At 59.8% G+C, this 25,946-nt stretch carries 26 protein-coding genes; 6 read left to right on the top strand and 20 right to left on the bottom strand.

The genetic code is table 11. From position 1 onward, the window contains the following. Positions 1–20: 20 nt before the first annotated feature. On the bottom strand, positions 21–1,688 hold the full coding sequence (locus tag MHJ63_RS07220; RefSeq protein WP_239446772.1) for an aminotransferase class I/II-fold pyridoxal phosphate-dependent enzyme: 1,668 nt from the start codon (positions 1,686–1,688) through the stop codon (positions 21–23). Between the two features lie 176 nt (positions 1,689–1,864). Between MHJ63_RS07220 and MHJ63_RS07215 the strand changes: the two genes are divergently transcribed. After that, positions 1,865–2,785, top strand: coding sequence for a LysR family transcriptional regulator (locus MHJ63_RS07215; RefSeq protein ID WP_239446771.1), 921 nt, complete (start codon positions 1,865–1,867; stop codon positions 2,783–2,785). Here MHJ63_RS07215 and MHJ63_RS07210 read toward each other — a convergent pair. Next, the gene (locus tag MHJ63_RS07210; protein ID WP_141742483.1) at positions 2,782–3,627 is read right to left on the bottom strand and encodes an HAD family hydrolase; all 846 of its coding nucleotides are present in this window, start codon (positions 3,625–3,627) and stop codon (positions 2,782–2,784) included. The genes MHJ63_RS07215 and MHJ63_RS07210 overlap by 4 nt on opposite strands. An 81-nt stretch (positions 3,628–3,708) precedes the next feature. Continuing rightward, on the bottom strand, positions 3,709–5,001 hold the full coding sequence (gene serS / locus MHJ63_RS07205; protein WP_239446770.1) for a serine--tRNA ligase: 1,293 nt from the start codon (positions 4,999–5,001) through the stop codon (positions 3,709–3,711). Positions 5,002–5,138: 137 nt separating this feature from the next. Here serS and MHJ63_RS07200 point away from each other — a divergent pair, with 137 nt between their 5' ends. Further along, entirely contained in the window at positions 5,139–6,143 is a 1,005-nt protein-coding gene (locus MHJ63_RS07200) for a diacylglycerol/lipid kinase family protein (RefSeq protein ID WP_239446769.1), read from the top strand. 4 nt (positions 6,144–6,147) lie between these two features. Here MHJ63_RS07200 and pheA read toward each other — a convergent pair whose 3' ends face one another. Continuing rightward, positions 6,148–7,122, bottom strand: a complete 975-nt coding sequence (gene pheA / locus MHJ63_RS07195) for a prephenate dehydratase (protein WP_239446782.1) — start codon at positions 7,120–7,122, stop codon at positions 6,148–6,150. Positions 7,123–7,250: 128 nt separating this feature from the next. Next, on the bottom strand, positions 7,251–7,580 hold the full coding sequence (locus MHJ63_RS07190) for a rhodanese-like domain-containing protein (RefSeq protein WP_035756021.1): 330 nt from the start codon (positions 7,578–7,580) through the stop codon (positions 7,251–7,253). A gap of 192 nt (positions 7,581–7,772) precedes the next feature. On the opposite strand from MHJ63_RS07190, the gene MHJ63_RS07185 reads away from it, so the two are divergent. Next, positions 7,773–9,392: an amidase gene (locus MHJ63_RS07185; RefSeq protein ID WP_239446768.1), complete on the top strand. Its 1,620-nt coding sequence runs from the start codon at positions 7,773–7,775 to the stop codon at positions 9,390–9,392. A gap of 4 nt (positions 9,393–9,396) precedes the next feature. Here the strand turns inward: MHJ63_RS07185 and MHJ63_RS07180 are convergent, their stop codons facing one another. After that, entirely contained in the window at positions 9,397–10,836 is a 1,440-nt protein-coding gene (locus MHJ63_RS07180) for an aldehyde dehydrogenase family protein (protein WP_052048432.1), read from the bottom strand. Between the two features lie 141 nt (positions 10,837–10,977). Here MHJ63_RS07180 and MHJ63_RS07175 point away from each other — a divergent pair, with 141 nt between their 5' ends. Next, positions 10,978–12,318 (top strand): uracil-xanthine permease family protein, encoded by a 1,341-nt coding sequence (locus MHJ63_RS07175; protein WP_239446767.1) that lies wholly within the window; start codon positions 10,978–10,980, stop codon positions 12,316–12,318. A gap of 51 nt (positions 12,319–12,369) precedes the next feature. Then, on the top strand, positions 12,370–13,623 hold the full coding sequence (locus MHJ63_RS07170) for a hypothetical protein (protein WP_239446766.1): 1,254 nt from the start codon (positions 12,370–12,372) through the stop codon (positions 13,621–13,623). On the opposite strand, the gene MHJ63_RS07165 is transcribed toward MHJ63_RS07170, so the two are convergent. The 11 genes from MHJ63_RS07165 to MHJ63_RS07115 form a co-directional block, all read right to left on the bottom strand. Further along, the gene (locus MHJ63_RS07165) at positions 13,615–14,433 is read right to left on the bottom strand and encodes an HAD family hydrolase (protein WP_239446765.1); all 819 of its coding nucleotides are present in this window, start codon (positions 14,431–14,433) and stop codon (positions 13,615–13,617) included. The genes MHJ63_RS07170 and MHJ63_RS07165 overlap by 9 nt on opposite strands. Further along, positions 14,430–15,392, bottom strand: coding sequence for a carbohydrate kinase family protein (locus tag MHJ63_RS07160; protein WP_239446764.1), 963 nt, complete (start codon positions 15,390–15,392; stop codon positions 14,430–14,432). The genes MHJ63_RS07165 and MHJ63_RS07160 overlap by 4 nt, the downstream gene beginning before the upstream one ends. A gap of 35 nt (positions 15,393–15,427) precedes the next feature. Continuing rightward, positions 15,428–16,246, bottom strand: a complete 819-nt coding sequence (locus MHJ63_RS07155; protein WP_239446763.1) for an enoyl-CoA hydratase/isomerase family protein — start codon at positions 16,244–16,246, stop codon at positions 15,428–15,430. Positions 16,247–16,366: 120 nt separating this feature from the next. Continuing rightward, positions 16,367–17,122, bottom strand: coding sequence for a FadR/GntR family transcriptional regulator (locus MHJ63_RS07150; RefSeq protein ID WP_239446762.1), 756 nt, complete (start codon positions 17,120–17,122; stop codon positions 16,367–16,369). 244 nt (positions 17,123–17,366) lie between these two features. Continuing rightward, positions 17,367–18,236, bottom strand: a complete 870-nt coding sequence (locus MHJ63_RS07145; RefSeq protein ID WP_239446761.1) for a LysR substrate-binding domain-containing protein — start codon at positions 18,234–18,236, stop codon at positions 17,367–17,369. Continuing rightward, a complete protein-coding gene (locus MHJ63_RS07140) occupies positions 18,202–18,633 on the bottom strand; it encodes a universal stress protein (protein WP_035756037.1) in 432 nt (143 codons plus the stop codon). The genes MHJ63_RS07145 and MHJ63_RS07140 overlap by 35 nt, the downstream gene beginning before the upstream one ends. 103 nt (positions 18,634–18,736) lie before the next feature. Further along, complete coding sequence (locus MHJ63_RS07135) at positions 18,737–19,192, bottom strand: hypothetical protein (RefSeq protein WP_035756040.1); 456 nt, start codon at positions 19,190–19,192, stop codon at positions 18,737–18,739. A gap of 60 nt (positions 19,193–19,252) precedes the next feature. Beyond that, a complete protein-coding gene (locus MHJ63_RS07130; RefSeq protein ID WP_035756042.1) occupies positions 19,253–19,702 on the bottom strand; it encodes a hypothetical protein in 450 nt (149 codons plus the stop codon). 127 nt (positions 19,703–19,829) lie between these two features. Next, entirely contained in the window at positions 19,830–20,192 is a 363-nt protein-coding gene (locus MHJ63_RS07125; protein ID WP_239446760.1) for a hypothetical protein, read from the bottom strand. Positions 20,193–20,426: 234 nt separating this feature from the next. Then, a complete protein-coding gene (locus MHJ63_RS07120) occupies positions 20,427–20,867 on the bottom strand; it encodes a prolipoprotein diacylglyceryl transferase (RefSeq protein ID WP_035756045.1) in 441 nt (146 codons plus the stop codon). Between the two features lie 178 nt (positions 20,868–21,045). Then, complete coding sequence (locus MHJ63_RS07115; RefSeq protein WP_420876143.1) at positions 21,046–22,605, bottom strand: SulP family inorganic anion transporter; 1,560 nt, start codon at positions 22,603–22,605, stop codon at positions 21,046–21,048. A 99-nt stretch (positions 22,606–22,704) separates the two neighbouring features. Here MHJ63_RS07115 and MHJ63_RS07110 point away from each other — a divergent pair, with 99 nt between their 5' ends. Beyond that, positions 22,705–23,379, top strand: a complete 675-nt coding sequence (locus MHJ63_RS07110; RefSeq protein ID WP_239446759.1) for a metal-dependent transcriptional regulator — start codon at positions 22,705–22,707, stop codon at positions 23,377–23,379. Here the strand turns inward: MHJ63_RS07110 and MHJ63_RS07105 are convergent. From MHJ63_RS07105 to MHJ63_RS07095, 3 genes are read right to left on the bottom strand one after another with little or no spacing between them, the layout of a single operon-like run. After that, complete coding sequence (locus MHJ63_RS07105; RefSeq protein WP_239446758.1) at positions 23,330–24,199, bottom strand: metal ABC transporter permease; 870 nt, start codon at positions 24,197–24,199, stop codon at positions 23,330–23,332. The genes MHJ63_RS07110 and MHJ63_RS07105 overlap by 50 nt on opposite strands. After that, positions 24,196–25,131 carry a metal ABC transporter permease gene (locus MHJ63_RS07100; RefSeq protein ID WP_239446757.1) on the bottom strand — a complete coding sequence of 312 codons (936 nt, stop codon included), beginning with the start codon at positions 25,129–25,131 and terminating at the stop codon, positions 24,196–24,198. The genes MHJ63_RS07105 and MHJ63_RS07100 overlap by 4 nt, the downstream gene beginning before the upstream one ends. Further along, the gene (locus tag MHJ63_RS07095) at positions 25,128–25,946 is read right to left on the bottom strand and encodes a metal ABC transporter ATP-binding protein (RefSeq protein ID WP_232219274.1); all 819 of its coding nucleotides are present in this window, start codon (positions 25,944–25,946) and stop codon (positions 25,128–25,130) included. The genes MHJ63_RS07100 and MHJ63_RS07095 overlap by 4 nt, the downstream gene beginning before the upstream one ends.

The following is a 25,946-nucleotide window of genomic DNA, read 5'->3' as shown; positions in this document are numbered from 1 at the left end:
GCGGGGCTACACGGCTCGCCCTATTCTGCGACTACGCGGAAGGTCGTTACTTTCGCGTCTTGCGCACCGCGCACGTATCCGGTGGGCGAGGTCGCTACTGCCTGCAGGAACGAGACGATCTCTTGCGTGATTTCCTCCCCCGGCAGAACGTTCGGGATACCCGGCGGGTAAGCGGCCAGGGTGTCCGCGCTGATCCGGCCCACCGCGTCCTGATCTGAAACCACGTCGAAAGCGTCCGCGAAGTAGGCATCGCGCGGCAGCAGCCGCATAGTTCCGGCTTTCGGCAGCTCGGGGAAACGCTCCTCAGTACCGGGCTGTTCCGCGGTACCGCTGAGCGCGTCAACTGCATGGCCTGGGGTGGTTGCTTCCCAAGCGTCCGTTGCCGCAACCACCGAGTTACCGGAAGCAACCGGGATGTCAGCGGAATCGGCGTCGACATTCGGGTTCTGCGCGGCATCAGCTACAGCACGCAGCGCCTCGAGGGTCCGGTCAACCGCAGGGGTAGCCAGGGCACCGAAGATGATGACGATGGTCGTGGCAGTGGACATTTCGCAGTAGACGTCGTGGTCCGCGATGAGCCGCTGACGCACCCAATGGCCCGTATGCCCCAAACGGGATACATCCACGGGGATGCGGAGCGTATCGATCTCATGGATGTCCGCGAAATCACCGAAATCATCAGAAAGAACACGGAAACGATCATCCTCACGTAGCGCCTCGCGTAGCTGTTCGGCACCACGCAAGGCGCTCTCGATGCGGTCACGGCCGTTGATGAGGCCTTGGCGGGCCACATCCAGAGAGCCCTTCAGGATGTTGGAGGCCGAGGTCGAGCCGGTCATCGTGTACGCGCGTTCAACGAACGGCTCGAGCTTTCGCGCCAACGGCCCGTGCCCCAAATGCAGCATCGCTGATTGGGTGAGCGAACCAACGAGCTTATGCGTCGAAGAAATCACGAGGTCCGCACCGAGCGCCACCGGCGAGCCGGGCAGATCCGGGTGGAAACCGAAGTGCGGGCCCCACGCGCCATCCACGATGAGTGCTGCATCGTGTGCGTGCGCAACCTCAGCGAGCCCCTCGACATCGGCAACCGCACCGAAATAGCTCGGCGAAACCACATAGACGCTATCGACCTTCTCACCGGCCTGGGCCTGTGAAGTGAGCGCCTCATCGAGCGCTTCAGGGGTCAAGCCGTGCGTGACGCCGTTGCGTGAATCAACGTTCGGGACAACGAAAGACGGCATGAGCCCCGCCAGCAGAATCCCGTCGGTGAAGCTCGAATGCATAGCACGCTGAACCATGACGCGCTCACCGAGCGCTCGCACCGCGATCGCGGCGGTGCGGTTGGCCTGGGACGCGCCGTTGGTCATGAACCACGTGCGGGAGGCACCCCACGCCTCAGCGGCGAGCTCGAGCGCCTCATCGAGCGGGGTGTTTTCGCCTAGGTCGATGCCGTCGGTCATCGGTGGAACATCGAGCGCTACACCTTGGGCGCCCATGAAGTCCACGAGCTCCGGATACGAACGCTCAGCATCACACGCATGGCCGGGCACCATGACCTGGAGGGTGTCGCGCTGGGCATACTCAAGGAGGGCATGGCCGAACGGGGCACGATGCTGTGCTGGGTTTCCGCGGGCGATGTCGCCAACCTCGCGGGCGGTCTTCTGGAGGTCAGATCCCGGCTTGCGCATAAAGGTTTCCTTGAGCATAACCTCTATGAAAACATGCGAAATCTATGCTGTGAACGGGACATTTTTCTATATCCCTCTATACTCAGTATGGAGCCGGCCCTCGGTTTAACCAGTTCTAGGGTCAGCCAGCTCTAGGGCGCTCCACTCTCACTTCCAAAGACGATAGAGGCAGGTTCATGCTCGATACGCGGCAGCTGCAGGCCCTGGATGCGATAGCTCGTCACGGCTCGGTGGCTAAGGGGGCGCGGGCTTTGGGCTGGTCGCAGCCCACGGTTGATCATCACCTGGGTAATCTTGACCGCGCTGTGGGTGCCCCGCTCACGGTGCGCGATACGCGCGGTACACGGCTCACACATGCGGGTGAGCTCATGGCGGAGCGCGCCGCGGAGATCCTCGCGTTGTCTGATTCCGCGCTGCGCGACACCCGGGATCTTGCTCGTCTGGGCCGTACTCGCCTCACGTTGGGCCTCTTCCCTACCGCGGCGGCGCGGCTTCTGCCCTCGATTGTTCGTAGCGCTGAGCAGCTGGGTTTCGAGGTCGAGCCAACCTTGGAGGAAAGCCCGGACTTGATCCAGCGCATCAACCGCCGGGCCTTGGATGCCGCGATCATTTACGCGGTGGACGGCTATCCGCTTTCGCTTGGGCCGCGCGCCCTACGTATTCCGCTGTATGAGGACGAACTTTTACTCGCGGTCCCCACAGACCATTGGGCGGCTGGGCTGAGTCTTGTCCGCGCTCAAGACCTGGTTCCGTTGGCTCAAGAGAAGTGGGCTTTAGGCACCAAAGAGGGTGACCCTATGGATCAGGTGGTCATGGACGTGTTCTCTGACGCCGGGCTCCAGCTCAATGTTTCCACGCTACGCACCGATGATCTTCCATCCCTGCTTGGCCTGGTAGGGGCAGGGCTTGCGGTGGGTTTGATCCCGCTCCTTGCGCAGCACATGGCCAACGACGACGTCGCACTCGTTCCGTTTGATAACGCACGTTTCGCGCGCCATCTGGAGCTGGTGGCTCCGTGGGCACCCGGGCATACGGGGCATGCGGCGAAGCGGCTGGAGGCCGCTGTCCGCGGCGCCATCGCCGAAGTCGAGGACTAAAGCAGCGAGTTGAGGACGTCGGCGAGCCCGTGCTCGTCCACATGGCCTGTGACTTCACCGGCGGCGGCGCGGACTTCTTCGACTGCTTGGCCCATAGCCACGCCGCGTCCGGCCCAGGCGAGCATTTCGATGTCGTTGCGGCCGTCCCCGACCGCCACGGTCTTTTCGATCGGGAAGCCAAGCCGTGAACGTAGCGCTTCGAGTGCGGAGCCTTTCGTGACGCCGTGGGCTGCGATGTCGAGCCACGCGGACCAGCCGACCGCATAGGTCACCCCGGATAGGCCGATGCCTTCGACGGCGCGGCCGAAGTCCTCAGCGGTTGAGTCGGTTGAGAACACGACGAGCCGCACCGCATCGGCTTGCATCATCTCCTCTAGGCTCACACCGCGGGCTTGGACGCCGAAGCTGGCGTCTTGGAAACGTTCGGTTGAGAGGAAGTCTCCGGTGTCTGTTTCGATGGCGAACTTCGCTACCGGCAGGGCTTCCTGGAGGGCCCTCAGTGCGGGTTCCGGGTCGAAGGTTCTCCGGTCGACAACGGAGAACCCGCGCGAATACGTGGGGTCGAGTTGCGCTGTGACCCCGCCGTTGGAGGAGATCACGTGGCCTTTATCGATGCCTAAGGCTTCCGCGACCGGCAAGGTTGCTGGAAGCGAGCGGCCGGTAGCGATGATCACTTCGTGGCCCGCCCGCCTCACTGCGTGGACGGCCTCACGGACCGGTTCGAAGAGTTCACCTGAATGGTCAACGATGGTGCCGTCTACATCCAGGCAGATCATGTACCGACTGTGCTCAGGGTTCCCAGTCTCGATTGTCTCAACCTTTGTCATCTCAAGCTCACTCATTTCAACCTGCTCTTTCAGCGGGGTTTCGTTATTGGGCGGGCCCTCAAGGTGATGGTGCGTCTTCAGCGCTGGATGGGTTCTTCAGCGCTGGATGGGTTCGAGTTTTTCCATTCCGCCCATGTATGGGCGCAGGACTTCTGGGATGGTCACGGAGCCGTCGGCGTTCTGGTGGGTTTCGAGGATCGCGACGATCCAGCGGGTGGTTGCCAGCGTCCCGTTCAGTGTTGCTACGGAGCGGGTGCCTTTGTTCTTGCCTTCGGCGTCGGTGACGCGTTCGCGGATGTTGAGGCGGCGGGCCTGGAATGTGGTGCAGTTCGATGTGGAGGTCAGTTCGCGGTAGGTTCCTTGGGTTGGTACCCAGGCTTCGCAGTCGAATTTGCGTGCCGCACTGGTTCCGAGGTCGCCTGCCGCGGTGTCGATGACGCGGTAAGCGAGCCCGAGGGACTGCAGCATTTCTTCTTCCCAGGCGAGCAGTTGTTCGTGGAGTTCTTCTGCTTGTTCTTGCTGGCAGTAGACGAACATTTCGAGTTTGTTGAACTGGTGTACGCGGATGATGCCGCGGGTGTCTTTGCCTGCGGAGCCGGCTTCGCGGCGGTAGCAGGTGGAGTAGCCGGCGTATTTGAGGGGGCCGGCGGTGAGGTCGAGGATTTCGTCGGCGTGGTAGCCGGCGAGTGCGACTTCGGATGTTCCGACGAGGTAGAGGTCGTCTTTTTCGAGCCGGTAGATTTCGTCGTCGTGTTCGACGTCGAAGCCGGTTCCGCGCATCGTCTGTGGGCGTACGAGCGTTGGGGTGATGATCGGTTCGAAGCCGTTGCGTAGCGCGAGGTCCATACCCATGTTGATGAGCGCCATTTCAAGCCGTGCGCCTACTCCTTTGAGGAAGTAGAAGCGGGAGCCGGATACTTTCGCGCCGCGTTCCATATCGATGGCCCCGAGAATTTCACCGAGTTCGAGGTGGTCGCGTGGCTCGAATCCTTCGGCGCTAAAGTCGCGTGGGGTTCCTACGGTTTTGAGGACGGTGTAGTCGTCTTCGCCGCCGGTTGGGATGCCGTCGATGATGAGGTTGGGGAACGATGCGGCGATCGTATCGCGCTGTTCTTGGGCTGTGTTGGCGGCGGCTTCTGCTGTTTTGACTTGGCCTGCGAGTTGTTTCACGCCTTCGAGGAGGGCTTGTTTTTCTTCGCCTGTGGCTTGGGCGACTTTTTTGCCGAACGCTTTTTGTTCTGCTCTCAGTGTTTCGAACTCGGCGAGCGCGCTGCGGCGTTCGGCGTCGGCCGTGAGAACGCGATCGACGAGTTGTTCGTCGGCTTCGCGGGCGCGTTGGGATGCACGGTATTTCTCTGGGTTTTCGGCCAGGTCTTTCAAGTCGATCATGGTTATAAGCCTACCTGTCACGGTCTTCTTGACGGGTTTGTTGTGTCTTATGTGGTTCACAGGATGGTGGCTTGGTCGGTAATCTATGGGGACGGCACGTTTGTGTCTGTTTGTGGTTGTTGTAGTGGAAGGTTTTGGTGGGTTCGTTGGTTCAGCCTGCGGTGATTTTGAATGGCGGTAAGCCCGGTTTGGAGGCCATCCGCGATGAGTTCCGTGAGGTTGCGCTGGCGGAGGGTATTGCGGAGCCTTTGTTTTTTGAGACGACGGAGGATGATCCGGGGGCTGGGCAGGCTGCGGAGGCGTTGGCTGCGGGCGCTGATCTGATTGTTGTTGGTGGCGGTGACGGTACGGTTCGGTTGGTCGCTGAGTATTTGGTGGGGCGTGGCGATGTTGAGTTAGCTGTTTTGCCGTTGGGGACGGGTAATTTGTTGGCCCGGAATGTGGGTATTGATCCGGACGATGTTTCCGGCGCTATCCGTACAGCGTTGTTGGGGGAGACGTATCGGGTGGATGCCTTGCGGGTTGAGTTGGTGGGCCCGGATAAGTCTGTGGATTCGCAGTTGAGTTTGGTCGCTGCTGGTGTGGGGATCGATGCGGAGGTCATGTCGAACACGAATTCCCGGTTGAAGAGGCTGATTGGTCCGGGGGCTTATGTTGCGGCTGGTTTGCAGCGGTTAGCGGGTTTCCCTAAGGAGGCTCGTGTGCGGATTGATGATGGTGCGTGGGAGACGGTTGATTTCCGCACGATTGTGATGGCGAACGCTGGCTATATTCAGGGTGGTATCGAGTTCGCGCCGGGTGCTTCGATGTCTGATGGTGTGCAGGATGTTGTGTTGTATAGGCCGCGTACTGCGTTGGGTTGGTCGATTGTGGGTGTGAAGACGTTGTGGCATAAGCGTTTGCGCACCCGGTTGATGGCGCATGTTCAGACGCGGAAGATTTCGGTGCGTCCTTTGAAGCCGGTGATGGCTCAGATTGATGGTGACCCGGTGGGTAAGGTCACGACCATGACGACTGAGGTTGTCAAGCATGCGCTGACTTTGCGGGTTCCGCGCCCTGTGGATCGGTGTGCTCCTGGTGGGGATTTGCTTGCGATGCTGCCGCGCGGTTTCCGTAAGGCCCTGAATTCTCTGCGTAGTTAGGCGACTACCGCGCCTGGTTGCCGTCTGTTTGGGTGGCATCGGCCTGGTTGCCGCTTGTCAGGATGTCGTTGAGCCAGGCGTCGGCGGCTTGATAGGCCCCGGGGGTTGCGTGTGGTGGAACGTTGACGACTATCGGGGTTGCGGATGGGTAGGAGCCGAGGAAGCGAATGTAGGTGCTGATCCGGTGGAGGCCGTGGAGCACTTCTTCGACGCGGGGTTCGCTGATGTGGCCTTCGAGGTCGATCGAGAAGAAGTATTGGCCAAGCCCTAGGCCTGTGGGGCGGGATTCGATGCGGGTGAGGTTCACGCCGCGGGTTGCGAAGTGGTCGAGGATTTCACGCAGGCCGCCGGGGCGGTCGTGGGTGAGTTCGACGACGATGGTGGACTTATCGGACCCGGTCGGCCCTGGGATGCGGCCGGGTTTTTGGACCATGACAAAGCGGGTGACCGCGCCTTGGTTGTCCTCGATTCCTTCCGCTAGGACGTTGAGGTTGTGGCGTTGGGCGACCAAGGGTGAGCAGATTGCCGCTTGGTAGGCGGGGTTGTCTTCGAGAAGACCGAGCGCGCCTGCCGCGGTGGATGATGCGGGCAGAAAGTTGACCTCCGGGATCGCGTTCTGCGCCCATTGCCGGCATTGGGCCCACGCGTGGCCGTGGGTTGAGATGGTGCGGATCTGGTCGAGGGCGTTGATTTCTGGCAATGCGGCGAGCTGGAAGGTCACGGGGATCACGGCTTCTGCGACGATGTGGAGCGACTCGCCTGCCGCGATTGCATCGAGGGTCGCGGAGACCCCGCCCTCAACGGAGTTTTCGATCGGCACAACGGCCGCGTCAACCTCACCTGTGCGCACCAGCTGGAGTGCTGCGTCCACGTTGGTGGCCGGGATCCGGTTGTGTTCCGGCTCCGCGGCGGGCCCCGGCAGTGTCAGGAGGGCTTGTTCGCAGAAGGTTCCGGCTGGTCCCAGATAGGTGTATTTCACGCTCACTCTGTCCTTATATAAGCAATCCGACATACAACGCCTGCGTATGCCTTGGTGGGCATACGCAGTTTGGTATGCATGCACAGTTTGGTAGGCATGCACAGTGTTGTCTCATATCCGGCGCTGCCCTATTTGATGCGCGGGGTTTCTCCGTTATCGCTTTCGATGGGTTTGCCGGCATCAAGCCATGCGCCGGACCCACCAGCGATGTTGAAGACGCTGTAGCCCTGGTTCGCGAGCCAGCCGCAAGCCTGCATCGAACGGCCACCGGTGCGGCACACGATGTAGAGGTCCTCATCCGGATCGAGCTCTTCGTAACGCTGCATGAGTTCGCTGAGTGGGAGGTGGCGTGCCCCGACGATATGCCCTGCGTCCCATTCGTCTTGTTCGCGGACATCGAGGATGGCTGCACCATCTGGGACGTCACTGACGCTGACGTTTTCGAAGAGGTCTGACATGCTGTGCTCCTTGCTGACGGTGTCCCGGTAGCTGTGTTGCGTGCCCCGGAAACTGTGTGTCCGGGTGCCGGTGGTTCCCAGCCTACAGATTTCCCACTGTATCGAGCCCCTCTGTGTGATTTGTTTTCAAGGTGGTGTTAGTTTTCGTGGCGTTCGTGTGACGTGGTGGGTATGGGTTGGCATCATGGGTGTATGAGTTTTGAGATTCCGGAAGCGTTGTCTGGTGTTCCACGCAGGGTTGATGATGGTTTGCCGTTGGCCGTCCAGTTGAGAAACCGCTTGCTTGCGGGCGAAGTGTCCGCGGTTGAGCTTGCTCACGATGTTGCTGAACGGGTGCGGTCTAAGAACCCTGACTTGAACGCTGTCGTGACGTGGGATGAGGACATGTTGCTGGCGCAAGCGCGTGAAGCCGACGATGCGCTGGCTGGCTACCGCTCCCCCACCTCGAACACGGACGGCGCCGACCCCACCGGCGCTAGCTCGCCCGGCGCTAACTCCAGCGGCAGTGACTCTACGGGCGGTGACTCAGCGTCATCGTCTTCAGCGGCCTCAGCGGCTTCCCTGGGTAAGCGGGTTCCGCCGTTGCTTGGCTTGCCGATGGGGTTGAAGGATGGCCTCGATATTGCCGGTCTGCCTACTACGTATGGTTCTGCCGCGATGGATCACGTAGTGGCGGGCGAGGATGGGCTACATGCTGCGCGTTTGCGTTCTGCTGGGGCGAATCTGTTTGCTAAGACCTCGGTTCCGGAGTTTCTGCTTTCGTGCCATTCGGAGAACCCGATCCTTCCGCCGGCTAAGAACCCTTTGGATGTTTCCCGGACTCCCGGCGGATCTTCGGGTGGGTCTGCGGCGGCAGTTGCTGGCGGTTTGATGCCGGTCGCTCCGGGTAGTGATGGTGGGGGTTCGGTTCGCATTCCGGCTTCGGCCACCGGGCTGATTGGTTTGAAGTTGGGCCGCGGCGCGATGGTCGAAGACATCACGGATGAAACCGGTGCGGCGTCACCGATCGACCGTTGGGGTGCTCCGAAGCTATCGGTCACTGGCCCGTTGGGCCGTGATGCGCGGGATGCCGCGTTGATGCTGGATGGTTTGCTTTTTGACCGTTCGCGGCTGGCCGCTGGCCATTCCGCTACCCCGGCGCTGGATTCCATAGAAGCTGCGTTGGATCATTCGGAGGGCCTGGCTGGTTTACATGTGGGTTTCACGCGCACCAGCGCTTTCGATTCCGCGTTGCCAGTTGAGATTTCTGCTGCCGCTGAGGCCGCGTTTGCGCGGGCTTGCGCGGTTCTGGAGCGTCTGGGTGCCGATGTCGAGGAGTCCCCGTGGCAGGCCCCGAGTGATTATGACGAAACTTTCCGGAAGGTGTGGACGGCCTGGTTGGGGCGCACTCCGATCCCGTATGAGGACAAGCTGGGCGAGTTGGCGGCATCGTTCCGCGCCGAGGCGCAGGCCCGCTCAGAGAACGAACAAGAACGGGCCAACGAGCGGCTTCTGGAGATCGGTGGTTCGATGTCCACCGCGTGGGGCTCCTTCGATGTCGTGGTGACTCCTGCGATGGCTAAAACCCCGCCGCCACTCGGTTATTTCACCGACAACGATGCCGAGACGGATTACCGCTTACAGTGCCTCTATACCCCATACACGTCGATGGTGAACGTGGCTGGGGTTCCGGCCGTGACGGTTCCGGTGGGGTGGACCCCTGATGGGTTCTCGATGTCGGCTCAGTTGATTGGCCGGATGGGTTCGGAGGTCCACCTGTTGTGCATCGCGGCTCTCATGCAACGCGAGTTGGCTTCAGCCGGCCTGATCTAGCTCCCTACAGCAGCTCTTTGAGGAGCTTCGATTTGGTTCCCTTATATGGCGGGTAGGCAACCCGCAGGGTATCGAAGCGCAGCGGCTTGGAGAGGGTTGGGCGGTCTTGGCTGAACTCGTCGAAGCCGGCTTTGCCGTGGTACTGACCGATCCCGGAGGCTCCGATGCCGCCGAAGGGTAGGGACGGGATCGCTAGTTGGATCACGGTCGCGTTGATGCACACCCCGCCTGCGCGCACGTAGTCTTCAAAGATCCGCTGGAGCCCTGCCTTGCCTGAGAACAGGTAGGCGGCCAGCGGGTCTGGCCTGTCTTCGATGAAGTCGAGGGCGTCATCGAAGGTTTCCACCGTGATGATCGGCAGGATGGGCCCGAAGATCTCTTCTTGCATCACGGGCTGATCCGGCTCAACATCGGCGAGCACGGTCGGGGCGATGTAGCGGTCTTCAATATCGGCGGTTCCGCCGGTGACAACGCGTCCTTGGTCGAGGAAGCCTTTAAGGCGTTCAGCGTGGCGTGTGGTGATGATGCGTGGATAGTCCGGGGATTGTTGCGGGTCTGTCCCGTAGAACTGCTGGATCGCGGCCGGCAGTTCTTTTTCCAGCGCCCGGCTCACGCGTGACCCCACCGCGAGGATGTAGTCCGGTGCCACGCACGTCTGCCCGGCGTTCATGAACTTGCCGTAGGCGATGCGGCGTGCCGCGGTCTTGATGTTGCCGTCCACAACCACTACGGGGCTCTTGCCCCCGAGTTCGAGTGTGCACGGGGTCATTTGTTCGGCTGCGGCACGGTAGACGATGCGCCCCACTTTTTCTGAGCCGGTGAAGAAAATGTGGTCCCACTGTTCCTTCAGTAGCTCTTGGGTTTCCTCTGCCCCACCGTTGATGACGGCCACGGTGCGGTGGTCAAGATATTTAGGGATCAGTTCAGTCAGGATCTGTGCTGTGGCTGGCGCGAGTTCGCTCGGCTTGATCACGGCACAGCAGCCCGCCGCGAGCGCTGCTACGAGTGGGGCGAGCGTGAGGTTCACGGGGTAGTTCCACGGCGAGATGATGAGCACGAGCCCTTTAGGCCTCGGCATCACGGTGGCTGATGCTGGCGCGAGCGCGATGGGTGAAGATACTTTGCGGCGCATCATCCAGTCATCGAGGTGGCGGCGGGCGTGCGCGATTTCGCCTTCAACAACCTGCAGCTCGGCAACGGAGGATTCGGTTTCAGACTTACCGAGGTCTTGCGCGAGCGCTTCGAGTAGTTCCTCGCGGTTTTCAGCGAGCATCGCCTCGAGAGCATCGAGTTGAGCGATCCTGAAGCGACGCACGTGAGCGATCCGGGAGAGCGCGCCTTCGCGCAGGTGCGCCACGGTCTCCTGGATCCCGCGGTTCTCCGCGTCGTCTGGGGCGGTACGGATGCGGGCGGCGTTCTCGGGAGTCTGATTGGTGGCCATCATATTTCGATCCTATGGGGTGGGTATCGGCCGGCCAAGGACATCTGAGTTACGAGTTAGTTTCTTGGCGTACTGAAGAGTAAGATACTCGTTCAGCCCCACATGTTTTAACGGTGCCATTTTTGGCGCCATTCAGGAAGTTCCATGCCCAAGAAAAGCAAGCCTGTGTTCAGTTGGACTGTGCACGGCGATGGCCGCACGGTTTCACCGAATACAGCTGTTGCCCCGGACGAGCGCCTCCACTGGCCGCAGACTATCGGCATCGGTGTTCAGCATGTCATGGCGATGTTCGGAGCCACGGTTCTAGTTCCGGCCCTCACGGGCTTCCCTGTCACCACAACACTGTTGTTCTCGGGGCTTGGAACCATTATTTTCTTGTTGGTTACGGGCAACCGGATCCCGAGTTACCTGGGTTCTTCGTTCGCGTTCATCGCGCCGGTCAGCGCTGCGATGGGGCCTGGCCGGGACAACTTCGGTGCGGCACTCGGTGGTGTGCTTGTTACGGGTTTCGCTCTGTTCTTGGTGGGCGTAATCGTCAACCGTACCGGTACGGGCTGGATTCACGCGGTCATGCCGCCGGCGGTCATGGGCACTATCGTCGCGCTCATCGGACTTAACCTTGCCGGTTCGACCGTGCCGAAAATGAAGGAATACACGCTCACGACCTTCAGCACGATGGCCGCGGTAGTAATCTGTTCGGTTCTGTTCCGCGGGATGCTGGGTCGGTTGTCGATCCTGTTGGGCATCGTGATCGGCTACCTCGTGGCACTGCCTCAGGGCGAGATCGACTTCGCGCCCGTCAAGGAGGCCGCGTGGGTTGGTCTGCCAGCGTTCCACACCCCGACGTTTGATCTGCACGTGATCCTGCTGTTCCTGCCGGTTTTGTTCGTCCTGATCGCGGAGAACGTGGGCCACGTCCGCACCGTGGGCGTCATGACGGGCAAAAGCTACGATCACCTCAACGGTAAAACCCTGATGGGTGACGGTATTGCGACCATGCTCGCAGGCTCTGCTGGCGGCTCGGGCACCACGACCTATGCAGAGAACATCGGCGTCATGGCTTCCTCGCGAGTGTATTCCACCGCGGCGTATTGGATCGCTGGTTTCGTGGCGATCGTGTTGTCTTTCATGCCTAAATTCGGGGCCGTCATCGCAACCATCCCTCCGGGCGTGCTCGGCGGGGCGGGCATCGTGCTCTACGGGATGATCGGGATCATGGGTGCCCGCATCTGGGTTCAAAACCAAGTGGATTTCGGCAACCCGATCAACCTCATGACCGCGGGCGCGGGCCTCATCATCGCGATCGCACTCAACGGCGGCGATAACGTCCTGATGATCGCGGGCCTGACGCTGGACGGGATCGCGTTGGGAACCATCGCAACCCTGCTGATTTATCACGTGATGCGAGGAATTGCGTTGTGGCGTAAGACCGTCCCCACCCACGTAGACGAGCCTCAAGGCGCCCAGCCAGGCAAGCTAGGCTAGTAGATCCGAGAGGTACACAAGAAGGCCGGGCCAACCTAAGATGGTACAGATATGAGTGAATGGGAAGACACCTGGAAAGCCGCAGGGTGGAAAGACACTGCCCGCGGCTGGATTCAGCGTGCCCTCGACACCCTCGGTATCGAGTGTGTAGCCCGCCTCAAACCTGTCACAGCAACCCTCGCGGCGGCCGTCTACAGCATCGATACACCCGAGGGGACCATCTATTTCAAGGCCACCGCTCCCGCGCGAGCCGCGGAAGCGACGCTGTCCGCGCATCTGGCCGCCGTCACGAAAGGCCACGTCCCGGTCCCCATCGCGGTTGAGCCCGAACAAGGCTGGATTCTGACCCCCGGCATCGGAACCCCGCTCTCCGACCTCATGCCGCAACGGCAACACGGCAAGCGCCGCAGCTCCGCACTGAGCCCTAAAGAAGCCGAAGCAGCCACCAAACTCATTGGACGGGTACTGACAGAGGCATCGGATCTGCACCAGGCCACGGCCACCAGCCAGGACCGCCTCATGAACCTCGGAGCGCTCGCCTACACCGATGATTCCTGGCCAGACCTGTACACGGACGCGCTCGACATCCACGAGAGCATGCCGGACTCCCACCCGCTGTGGATCGAACCCAAAACCCTGGACTTCCTCCGGCGTGAATCACGTCACCTCAAGGACGCCTCCGCCGCGCTAGCCTCAACCAAGCTCCCCCTGGTCTATAACCAGCTCAACCCGGAAAGCAGAAGCATCCTGCTACCGGATTCCCACCGCAACCCCATCATGTTCGTTGGATGGAGCGGGGCAACCTTCACCAACCCACTGCTCGCGATCGCAGGGATCGCGCTGGAACTCGGAAACGTGCTCCGCACAGAACCACTCCAGGAACCGATGCGCTCCCTGCTGGTCAACTACATCACCCCACTCGCCGCGGACTCCCCTGTTTCACCGGAGAACCTGCTGGACTACCTCATCCCAGCAACCCTGCTTGCGCACGTGCGCAACTATCTGGCGCTCATGGAACTCATGCGTGACGCCCCGCCAGAAACCCAAACGAAATACGCAGGCGAGCTGCGCGCACTGCTGCACTACGCGGTCGATTCAGACCCACGCCACCACAACCACCGCGCCAATGGAAATAGCGCCCGCGCAAACGGCGCTGGCAGGAATGGCGCCCGGGCAAACGGCGCCGGCGTGAACAGCGATGGCGGGAACGACGACAACCGAAACGGAAGCAATAGGAACAACGCTAGTAGGAGCGGGGTTAGCAGGAACGGGCGCCGCCACGGGCGCCGGTCGGCTCTAAGCTAAGCGTTTCAGGACCCGTTCAATCTCAACAGCAACCGAGTCATCGTGCACTGGGCCAACCACACGATCCGCGGCATCAGCCACCACCTGGTAATCCGGGCCCACCGCAACACCCGTGCCAGCCCACGCGAGCATCGGGATGTCATTAGGCATATCCCCAAACGCCCACACATCCTCACGCGCAACCCCCAAAGACGCCGCGAAATCACGCAAACGCGCCGCCTTATCAACCCCCGGGGCTGACATCTCAAGCAACGCGACATCAAACGCTGAATGCGTCATCGTCACAACATCATCCACGGCACGCCCCACCACCGCGGCGAACTCCGAAGCCTTACCTGAGGGCCGCTTAGCCAAAAGCTTCACAGTACGTTGAGCAACCGCCGCATCGAAATCCAGACCCGAATCCGAAACACGCGCGCCCGCATCAACAAAACCCGCGCGAGCCTGAGCTGGAATGAACCCCGGCTCCGCAACAATCCCCTCCAACGTCTCCGCAGCAAACAACGCATCCGGAGCCGCACGTAGAATCCGCTCCCGCGCCTCACGCATCGCAGCCGCATCAATCTCCGCAGCTTCCACCACCACGCCACGCGAATCATCAAACAAAACAGCTCCGTTATAGGCGATCACCGGCCCCAGATCACCCAAACGCTCACGCACCGGCCCAAGCCACCGCAACGGCCGCCCCGTCACCAAAACCACGTGCACACCCGCGGCACGCGCGGCATGCAAAGCCTCAACAGTACGGTCAGACATCGTCCCATCACGACGCACAACCGTCCCATCCAAGTCAGTCGCCAAAAGCTTCACAACAACACCCCCTCCCTGCCGCCATCCGCCACCGGACCAACAACACTCAAAAGCTGCTCACGCGAGGGCCCATCAGGCCCCTCAGACTCAACCGCCAACGCACCCGCCGCCAACGCGACATCCAACAGACGCGAAACCTGCCCTTCAGACAAGCCCTGCACCCGCTCAGCCGCACCAATACCGCCACAACCGGCATCCACCAGGGCAGAAATCAACGCAGCCATCACAGCGTCCCCTGCACCCACCGTGTCCACCACGTCAACCGAATGAGCCGCGCGCGTCACAAGATGCTCGTGAGTCATAGCCAACGCGTCACTACCCCCGCTCGTCACCACAACAAGCGAAGGGCCCATCGAAAGCCACCTACGCGCCGTATCAACAGCAGGGCACTGCGGATACAGCCACTCCAAATCCTCATCAGAGGCCCGCACCACATCAGCCAGCGCAACAACCTCCTCGATGCGCTCAGCTTCGAGCTCACGGGTGCCCGCCGTATCAGGGCGCACATTCGGATCAAACGTCACCAACGCACGCCCACGGGCCGCCCGCATCGCGTTCAACACGGCGAAGCGCCCCGGATCCAACGAAACCGCAAGCGAGCCCGAATGAACCACTGACGCGTCAGTCGCCAACGCAGCCAACTCATCATCAGCCGGGCCTAGATCCCACGTGAGCGACTCAAAAAGATAATCCGCCTGACCATCGGAGTCCACCTGGCCGCGCGCAACAGTCGTGGCTCCACGCAAAGGCGGGGTGAAAACCTCAACACCCTCACGCGCCAACGTCTCCAAGACAACGTGCGCGGCATCGTCATCACCCAGACGAGTCGCAAACGTCACCTGGGCCCCGTAACGGGCCAAACCCATAGCGACGTTCAGCGGCGAACCGCCTGTGTACGCCGCAACGCTGCCGTCAGTCTTTTGAAGAATATCGACGAGCGCCTCACCGATCACCAACATGCCAGTATCCCTGTAACCATCACTCACCGTCTTGGTTACCGACCCGGGAACTGAGCGGTCTGCTTATCCACGAAAGCCTGCCGCCCTACACGCGAATCCTCAGAACCGAACACGGCAGAGAACGCGCCCAACTCAACATCCAAACCATCACGGACCGTGAGCGCATCCGCCTTGGCCATCGTTAGCTTGGCTTGGGCAACAGCAACCGGGGAGCGCTGTGCGATCGAAGCAACCAGCTCATCAGCGCACTCAAGCAGCGCATCCTTATCTGGGCACACGCAGTTGACCAGGCCGACCTCCAGGGCACGCTGTGCGCGCAACGGATTACCCGTCAGGATCATCTCGCGAGCCACACCCAACGGGACGCGGCGCGGCAAACGCACACAGCCGCCGAAGCCCGGGATGATGCCTAACGTGATCTCAGGTTGGCCGAACGAGGCGTTCTCAGACGCGATGATCCAATCGCACGCCAACGCCAGCTCGCAGCCGCCACCGAGCGCGTGACCGTTCACCGCAGCGATCACCGGAACCGGCAACGCCTCCAACGCGAGCGTGACCTGATGCATCGACTCGGCGTAGGCGCGTGCTTCTTCTGAGCCGTATTCGCTCATCTCAACGATGTCCGCCCCTGCCGCGAAAGCCTTCTCGCCTTCGCCCGTGATAATCACAGCACGGAACGGCCACCCGGACTCGGACGCTGTTTCCAGCAACTGGGAGCACATGGTGACCACGGCATCGAGATCAGCGACCACCTGGGTCGAGAGCGCATTCATCGACCGCGGCCTGTTGATGCTCACAAGCAGAGCGCTTCCACGCTCAGAAACGTTTACTGTTGAGAACTCCCCAAATTCCATGGTTCACCTTCTGCCGGATGAGCAATCGATTCTTCCTGACTATAACCAGGGTGCACCGAAGTGTGCCCATTGTCACCTTTAGAAAGTAACACCTAGAGGGGTGTCGCGGTAGCGAGGCTGCTAGGCGGCCTCACGCTCAGTGTGCGCGGTGCGGTTAGCTTCGCTTGTAATCCATTCGCTCGCCTCACGAGCGCGCTCAGCGCTACCGGAAGAGATCGCAAGAGCGAGAGCGTCATGCTGATCCAGCACCGCTTCACTCGGAGACACAAGCTCACCGTTGACGGTCAAGCTGCGGCGCATGATCTGCTGGATCACATCCCCAGACATGCGGAACAACGAGTTTCCGCTGTAACGGTAAATCAGCTCATGGAACTCGGTGTCCGTACGCACGAACGCTTCCATGTCATTCGATGCAGCGGTGTCACGCAACTGGCCAGCCAACGCAATGATGTCGTTCTTGACTTCGCGTGGGGCGTGGATCGCGGCACCAGCAGCCGCCATCGGCTCGATTGCGCGGCGTAGCTCCGTCAGCTCACGGAACTGAGTGTCACCGTCTGGGCCAGACAATCGCCACGTGATGACCTGCGGGTCGTGCACGCGCCAGTGCTCCAGGCCGGTAACAATGAGGCCCACGCGGCGCTTGGCGTACATCAGGCCCATAGATTCCAGGATGCGCATCGCATCGCGTGCAACCGTGCGGGACACGTCGAAATGGTCCTGGATGTCATCCAGCGTGAAACGTGAGCCAGTGCCGATCTCGCCATGAACGATGCGCCGTCCAAGGTTCGCGACAACCGTGTTGCGCAGAACGTGCGAGGAAGATCCTATGCCCTCATTGATGGTCTGTTTCAGATTGTCATGGTCAGCTGTGGCCATTTGGTTGAATTCTCCTGATGTTTTTCTTGTGTGAGGTCACGGATAGCTATGAGCCGCCAGTCATTTGATGCTGATAGGTGTCACTATCCGACCTGACTTATTTCCCACATACCTTGCGCAAATATCGCTCCCATTTTGACGAACGAAATTTGTTAGATGGATTTATTCGGAATAAGCACGCGTTTTCAGGGTCACCATTAAGCCCACATGAGCAAGCGCGTGGATTTATCGTATATGTGGAAAATTAGCGCTTCCTACGTAATTTTCGAGAACTAGCTGTATTTCTTCGTAAAGTCCGGCTCTTTAGAGATCTCTGTTGAGAAAAAGACCGTCGAGAAGAACTCTGTTGCGAAGAGCCCTCTTGCTGGGAAGTCTGGGTTGATCCGCGAGATGATGTTGATCCGCGAGATGATCCTGCCCTGCGGCCTCTGAGCACGCCAACAAAGTCTTGAATCACAGCCTCGCGCGTCTCGCGCTCAGCCAGGCTCCAATCCCCGTTACTCACTGTTGGGACCGCGTCCGGGTGCACCCATACAACGGAGACGCGTGTTCGAGGTTCTGCCTGCAGACGGCGCACCACAACGTCCTTGCGGGAAAGCATGCGCGCCAGCGGAAAAGGTAGTTCAGCTACCGCGCCAGCACCCGAGGCCGCGACCTCGACCATCATGCGCTGGCCCGCAACATCGTCTGGGTAATCGGCAGGGTCAAGACGCGCCCACGCCGCGGCTTCTTCTAGCGGGATTGAATCGTGTTCATCCCAGTATTCCGCGTCATGCTCGCGTGCCGTTACAACCGCAACATCCTCGTCGTAGAGCCTCACCGCGTGCAGGCGGACGCCCCGGGGGAACTCGCGGCGGGTGAGGACCTCGTCAACACTGTGGCGCACCAAAGCGACGTCCGAGCGGAAGTTCAGTAGCGCCTCGATTGCCTCAGAATCAGAGGTGCCCGCGGTCAGCTGGACCGAAACATCAGGGCGTGCGTCACCAAAACGCTTAAGCCACTTGTCAGGGCTGGTTCCAGGTGCACACCACAGACGCAGGCGGTTCAGCTGCGCGGGCATCTCAGAAGGGTGCGGGATATTAGTTTCCGGAGGTACGGACAACGTAGACGTCACACGGTGCGTTGTGCACGATGCCGGTGGCTACGGAGCCGAGCACACGGCCCAGGCCGTGAGTGCCGACGTTACCTACGAAGATCACGTCAGCCTTGTGTTCTTTAGCGGCCTTGATCAAGGCATCCACGGGCTTGCCGAACATCGCGGCGGTCTCTACTTTGAGGTCGGGCTCGTTTTCGAGGAGTCGGTCTGCCACGCGGCGAGCAAGGTCACCTGCGAGGTCGGCGTCGTCGAGAACCCAGGTGTCGGTACCGATGTTGACAACCTCAGTGTTGTCTTTGGAGTGAGCCGAAACCACAACGAGGGTGTCGCCAGTTCGTGCCGCTACATGCGCTGCGCGGGATGCAGCTTTGAATGCAGTCTGCGAGCCGTCAACGCCGACGATGAAGGTGCCCATGGTGTACTCCGTATCTGTTTCAGGTCAGTCTTGAACTGATACTAACCGCAGAACACGTGTGAGAACAGTCCTAAACAAGAAAAACGTTGGCCCGTTGCGGGAACTACTCGCGTCCCTCTTCGAAGACAGGGCATTTCTCAGCGAACTGTTTGGCTTTATCGTCCATCGCTGGGTCTGTGGCTCGTTCCCCGAGTTCACGCATCTGAGCCTGAGCTTCAGTGTTCGACATGTCTTCTGAGATCTTGACCTGAACGTCAATCATCTTGGCAAGCAGGTAGATCGGATCGGACAGCTCCGACGTACTGTTCTTCTCAGCGGCACCTTTGAGGTCCTGGCCGAACTGAGCCAGCTTTTCGGAGTCTGAGATGCGCATGAAGTCACTGAAACTTTCGATGTTTGCATTCTTCAGCGCCTGAGAGAAGTCTTCACACAGGGCCTCGTCGGGGTCCTTGTTTGAGCAACCGGTCAGAAGCCCGGCCGCAAGGCCAAGTGCGGACAAGCCAGCGATGAGGCGGGCACCTGGGTGCTTGGTGCCGCGTGTGTTGAAACGTGCTTTCATAATCTACTCCTTAAGTTCCTACTCAGGGAACAACGCTTTGGGGGGGAACAACGCTGGTAGCTAGTCCTCATCGAAGGCAGGGCAGTTCTCAGCGAACTTCTTAGCCTTCTCCCCTAGCTCTGGCTGGGCGGCCTGCTGCGACAGGTTGTATAACTCCGCTTGAAGTTCCTGATTCTCGCGGTCTTGGTCAAGCTTGGCGGAAGTAACCGCCATCTTGCCTACGACTTCAATGGGTTCAGCGTACTCAGAATCGTCATACTTCTCGGCTGCATCAACGAACCCTTCGCCGAGCTGGCTCACTTTCTCAGCCTTCTCGAGGTTCGGGATATCGTTCCCGTTGTCCAAGCCAACGGACTCGAGTGCCTTGGTCGCCTCTTCACACAGACCCTCATCGGGGTCCTTGTTCGAGCAACCAGTCAGAAGCCCGGCCGCAAGGCCAAGTGCGGACAGGCCAGCGATGAGATGAATGCCTGGGCGATGGGTACTGGGTGCACTAGAACGTGTTTTCATGACCTTCTCCCTGCTTCCTGCTTCCTGCTTAAAAGCGATGCTAGTTGTTACTTCACATCAATAACAGGGCACTTTAGTGTGGCGACCATCAACTTTCATATTGAAGTGGTCATGCACGCTCAGTTGTTTACTCGTCCCGGAAGGCCAGACACTTCTTGTAGAACTCGTCCACCTTTTCCTCTGTGCGCTCTTCATTCATCCTGACTTCAAGCGCCCATTTCTCTTCACGATATTCAGGGTTCGAGCTCTCGTGATCCGCCTTGGCTTCAGCCTCTGTGAAGCGACCATAAAGTTCCAGAGCATCTGAGTACTGCGACTCTTTGTTATTGTGAGCCGCTATCTGAAGGTTCCTCCCGGCTTTAAGTTTCTTGTCGCTGTCCTCGAGCTCGTCGGAACTTCTGGCACCGGTCGCGTTTACTGCTTTGACCATGTCTTCGCACAAGGCCTCATCTGGGTCCTTAGCCGAGCATCCAGCGAGGAAGGCAGTCACAAGACCAGCAACCCATAACCCTGCGATGAGGCGTGCACCAGAATGCTGGGCACTGCGTGCGTTAGAACGTGCGGCGATGATCCATTCCTCAACTTCCTAGGCAACTCAGCCCTACTCAAAACTGATCTCTACTCATCTCAGCACGGATCGCATAAAGATGCTCCCCGCTAGCCAGGTACTGATTTCTCAGTCCAGCCAACGGGGAGCATGTCACCTAGCCTGCGCTAGGTTCCACTAGTTCTTGAAGGCGTCGCACTTCTTAGAGAGTTCCTTAGCCTTCTCTCCGTTATCCTCGTCCCGGAGCTGTTCACCGATCTCATCCATTTCAGACTTGAGCTGATCAGCGTTCGATGGGTCTTCTTTCACCTTAGCGGCGAGCTCGGCTGACTTACCTAAGAGGTTGACAGGTTCTGCAAGGTCCGATTTGCTGTTTTCAGCTGCTGCTTTGAGATCCTGGCCGAGCTTGGACATCTTAGCGCTGTCCTCGATCTGCAGGACTTCAGTAGGCTTTTCGATGCCAGCATCCTTGAGCGCCTTGGTGGCGTCATCGCACAGCTTGCCATCTGGGTTGTTATCACCCGAGCAACCGGTCAGCAGCGCGCCTGCAAGGCCCACCATGGACAGGCCAGCGATGAGGCGGGCGCCTGGGCGACGAGTATTGGTGAAAGCTTTCACAATCTCTCCTTAGAGTTCATACCAAAATGATGACGCTACTACCTTTCACACGTTATTCGTCGCGCAAAAAGTAGTCCCGTACTACGTCCGACAGCGTACGTTAATCGGACCTGCGGGGAATAATCCGAGCGCAGATAGGACGTAAATATCACGTGAACACCGCGCGAATTCGCGATAGCTAGCTCTCCCCTAGCTCACCGCTCAAACGGTCATGGATCCGGCGGCTCTTCTCACTCATGCCCGCAATCACCAGACGCTTTCCCTGTTCGGCATATGTTGCCTCAACGCTGTCGAGCGCGGCGACCGATGACGCATCCCAGACCTGCGCTTGAGACAAGTCCAAGCACACGAGGTCCGGGTCCTCGCCGTACCGGAACATCGTCGTGAAATCGTTACTCGAACCGAAGAACAACGCCCCACGCACCTTATAGACGGCTTGGGCCACCTGATCCGCTGGTGTATCCGCAGAAAGGACGTTGCCTTCCTCGTCCTGCAGTTCCCGCTCGACCCGCACCACGTGAGCAACCTGACGCACGAACACCACAGCGGCAGTCAAAACACCCACGATCACGCCGATCGCAAGGTTCGAAGTCATCAAAACCACAGCGACCGTCACCAGCATGACTACCGTCTCTGACTTCGGGAGAGTGCGCAGCGTACGTGGCTGAATCGAGTGCCAATCAAACGTGGCGATACACACCATGATCATGACCGCAACCAATGCCGCCATCGGGATCTGCGCCACCCACTGATCGAATACCAGAACCAGAACCAACAGGAACGCGCCGGCACAGAATGTAGAGATACGTGTGCGTGCACCTGACACTTTGACGTTGATCATGGTCTGCCCGATCATCGCGCAACCACCCATACCGCCGAAGAATCCGGACGTGATGTTGGCGAGACCCTGACCCCAGGATTCACGCTTCTTATCTGAAGAAGTACCGGTGATGTTGTCAACCAGCTGGGCCGTCAACAATGACTCCATGAGACCCACCAAAGCCATCGCCGCGGCATACGGGGCGATGATCTGCAGGGTCTCCCACGTGAGTGGAACATTCGGGATGAACAGCTGCGGTAACCCATGCGGTAACTCGCCCTGGTCGCCAACCGTCGGAACCTTGATATCGAAGATCATCACCACAGCGGTAATCACGACCACCGCTACCAGTGGCGGCGGAACAGCGCCGGTGATCTTGGGGAAAAGCCACAGAATCACGATACCTGCCGCCAGAAGCGGATACACAACCCACGGCACATCAATCAGTTGCGGCATCTGCGCCATGAACACAAGGATCGCTAACGCGTTCACGAACCCGACCATCACCGCACGCGGCACAAACCGGATCAGCTTCGATACACCCAGGAGCGCGAAAACAACCTGGAAAACTCCGGCCAATAAGACGCAGGCAATGAAGTAGTCAAAACCGTAATCCCGCATCAGCGGCGCAATCACCAACGCGACAGCCCCCGTAGCGGCGGAAATCATCGCGGTACGGCCACCGGCGATCGCGATCACGACCGCCATGATGAAAGAAGAAAACAGGCCCACCGCAGGGTCCACGCCTGCGATGATCGAGAATGAGATCGCCTCCGGGATCAAAGCCAACGCCACCACGAGACCTGCCAAAACCTCGCGCACCAGCTTCCGCGGAGACTTCAACGCGCCCAGCGTCGAAATATCGTATTGCCTCATCAACGGATCGCTATGCGGCTTGCTCGCTTGTCCCCGTGCCATCGGCACTCCATTCCTTATATATAGACGCTCGCGTTCAGGCTGTCACCAGACACTTAACGGGTAGGCGTTGAACAACCTGGTGAAGGCTAAACTTACGATATGTCCGTTTCTGAGTTGTCTGCGAGCACCCAGGACTATCTGAAAACCGTGTGGTACCTCGGTGAGTGGTCAGATGCCCCGGTCACGCCGAAACTGATTTCGGATCGGATGGGGCTGAGGCTGTCCTCGGTATCGGATGCGGTGCGCAAACTCACCGAACAAGGTCTTCTTGATCATGCGCCGTACGGCGAAGTGACGTTGACGGATACGGGGCGCGCGCACGCGATTACGATGGTACGCCGGCATCGTCTGATCGAGACGTTCCTGCTAGAAACCCTTGGATACCGATGGGATCAAGTGCACGATGAGGCCGAGACACTCGAACACGCGGTGTCTGATTTCATGATCGAGCGCCTCGACGAATTCTTGGGCCACCCTGCTCGTGATCCGCATGGCGACCCAATCCCAACGACCGACGGCGATGTGGCACGCCCCAACGCAACGCTCCTCACCACGCTCGCGGCGGGCTCGAAAGCCCGGGTCGAGCGGATCTCTGACGATGATCCGCAACTGTTGCAGTTCCTTGCAGAAAACGGCATACATTTCGGCACGCTGCTCGAAGTGCACCCGAGCGCGCCTTATTCAGAAACCGTGGAGATTCTTGTTGAGGGGCAAACCGAACGACTCATGCTAGGGCGTGCTGCCTCTGATGCCGTTTGGGTAGAAGCCTTGTAGCTAACAGCACAACACCGAACACAAGCCCATAGAACAGCGACATACCCGCACTTGTTGCAGCATCGAGCACATACGCTATCCAGAACCCAGCCAGCGCCCCCACGATGGCGATGAGCACAGTGAGCGCGATCATCGCCGGTAAACGGGTGGTGAGCAGGTAAGCTGTCGCGGGCGGAACAACCACGAGGGCGATAACCAGGATCGCGCCGGCTGCGTTGAACGCGGCAGTCACGGTGACGGAGACGAGGAACATGAACGCGGTGTTCATGAGCCCGGAGCGGATGCCGAGGCTGGTTGCGAACTGGGGATCGAAGGTTGTGACCTTGAGCTTTGAATAGAACAACATAAGGAACACGATGTTGATCAGCAGAACACCCAGCATCACATAGAGGTAGGCAGGCCCTAAGTGTGTTCCTGCGATGATGAGGGGCTGCCAGGCCGCGATGTTGAGGTCGCCTGCCAGAACCGCGTGGGTATCAAGGTGGATGTTCGCGAATTCGAGGGTCACCAAGATCACGCCGGCACTGAACAGGGCGGGGAAGATCAGACCTTGCGGGGCGTCACCGGACAGTAAGCCGGTGCGGGCGAGCCATTCGCTTCCCAAGACTACAGCTAAGCCTGCCAGTGCAGCCGCGAGGATCAACAAAGGCGAGTTGAAGTTGCGGGTGAGGAAATAGCCGAAGATGATCCCGGGGAAAATCGAGTGGCTGATGGCGTCCACGAGCATCGAGTTTCGCCTCAACACAACGAAAACGCCGGGCAGTGCGCAGGCGAGCGCGGTCACTACCGCAAGCAACATGGTCCCGAGTAAGAAGCTCATGCGTGACCGCCTTCCTCGATCAGTTCCTGTTTAAGGTTCGCGCGTGCACGGGCGCGAGAAACGGCACGAGTGATGATGCTGCGTCGTGGCGCGAACAAGAGCGAAAACATGAAGATCGTAAACAGTGTGAGAACGATGAGCGGCCCGGTTGGAACTTTGCCGAGCACAATCGACAGGTATGCCCCTACCCCGCTGCCGACGCCACCGATTACGGCCGAGAGCGTGACCATGCCGGGCAGGGTCCTAGTCCATTGTCTAGCCGCTGCAGGTGGGGTGACCACGAAAGCAACCATGAGCACTAGGCCCACGGCTTTGACGCCGATCACGGTCGCGATGACGATGGTCGCGAACATGAGGGTGTCGATGGTGCGGGCCCGGAACCCGAGCACCGTGGAGTGGTCCGGGTCGAAGGTCCGTAGCGTGAATTCTTTCCAGAACACCACCACGAGGGCGAGCACGATCACCCCGATGCTGATGCTGGTTACCAGGTCCGCGACGGTGATCACGGAGGCGTTACCAAACAGGTAGTCTTGGATGCCGCCTTTGCCTGGGTAGGCGCCGTTGGCGATGATGCGCATCAAAAGCATCCCGCCACCGAAGAAAACGGTGAGAGATATCGCCATCGCGGTGTCGATACGGATCTTGGAGATGCGGCTGATGCCGTTGGCGATCAGCACCGCGATGGTGCCTACGATGACTGCACCGAGGATCAGGCCAAGCATGTTGCGGCCGTCAGCGCCCAGCACGCCGACCGCGGTAAGGAACGCGAGCAGCGTGCCTGGCAGAGCGGCATGAGAGATCACATCGCTGATGAGCGACTGTTTACGCAGATAAGCGAAGGAACCGAGCGCGCCCGCGACAAGCCCGATGGTCATGGTGCCGAAGAATACCATCCGGTAGGTGTGATTGCTGAAGAATTCGATAAGGCTCACGACGCGGACTCCAGGAACGCTTCATCCGTTACTGAAACCTCATAAGCGATGCGGATGTTCTCCCGCGTGAAGGCTTGTTCGGCCGGGCCGGAGGCGATCACGCGCCGGTTCAGTAGGGTCACATAGTCGCAGTATTGGCGTACGGTTGCGAGGTCGTGGTGCACGATCACAACGGTCCTGCCTTGCTCTCTTAGGGTGTGCAGAACCGAGACGATAGCTTGTTGGCTTTTCGCGTCGATGCCTTGGAACGGTTCATCCATGAAGTACAGGTCGGGGGCCTGCACGAGTGTGCGGGCGAGGAACACGCGCTGTCGCTGCCCTCCGGAAAGCTCACCGATCTGCCGCGAAGACAGATCAGCGATCCCCGTCTGTTCGAGGGCAGCGACAGCGCGGGCGCGTTCCTTCTTACCTGGCCGACGAATCCAACCGAGCGATCCGTACGTGCCCATCGTGACCACATCGAGCACCGTGGTCGGGAAATCCCAATCGACACTCGTAGTTTGAGGCATATAACCAACCCGTTTGCGCGCACGCGCCAGCGGTTTACCGAAGAACTCGGACGTGCCAGTCAACGGCTTCACGAGCCCGAGCATCGCTTTGATGAGGGTTGATTTCCCTGCGCCGTTCGGGCCAACGATTCCCATCACAACCCCCTGCGGGACCGTGAAGTCAACGTTGCGCAGAACCGGCACCGCATCGTAGGCAACCGAGAGGTTATGGGTACGGCACGCAGGCGTGGCGGCGCCGTGAAGAGGGCTACCCTCTTGTGGATCTGGTGTTGCGGCAGGCCCGCGTGGATCGCTCAGGTTGGTCAC

Source organism: Pseudoglutamicibacter albus (assembly GCF_022346425.1).
Taxonomy (GTDB): domain Bacteria; phylum Actinomycetota; class Actinomycetes; order Actinomycetales; family Micrococcaceae; genus Pseudoglutamicibacter; species Pseudoglutamicibacter albus.
This window is presented reverse-complemented; position numbering and strand designations above follow the sequence as displayed.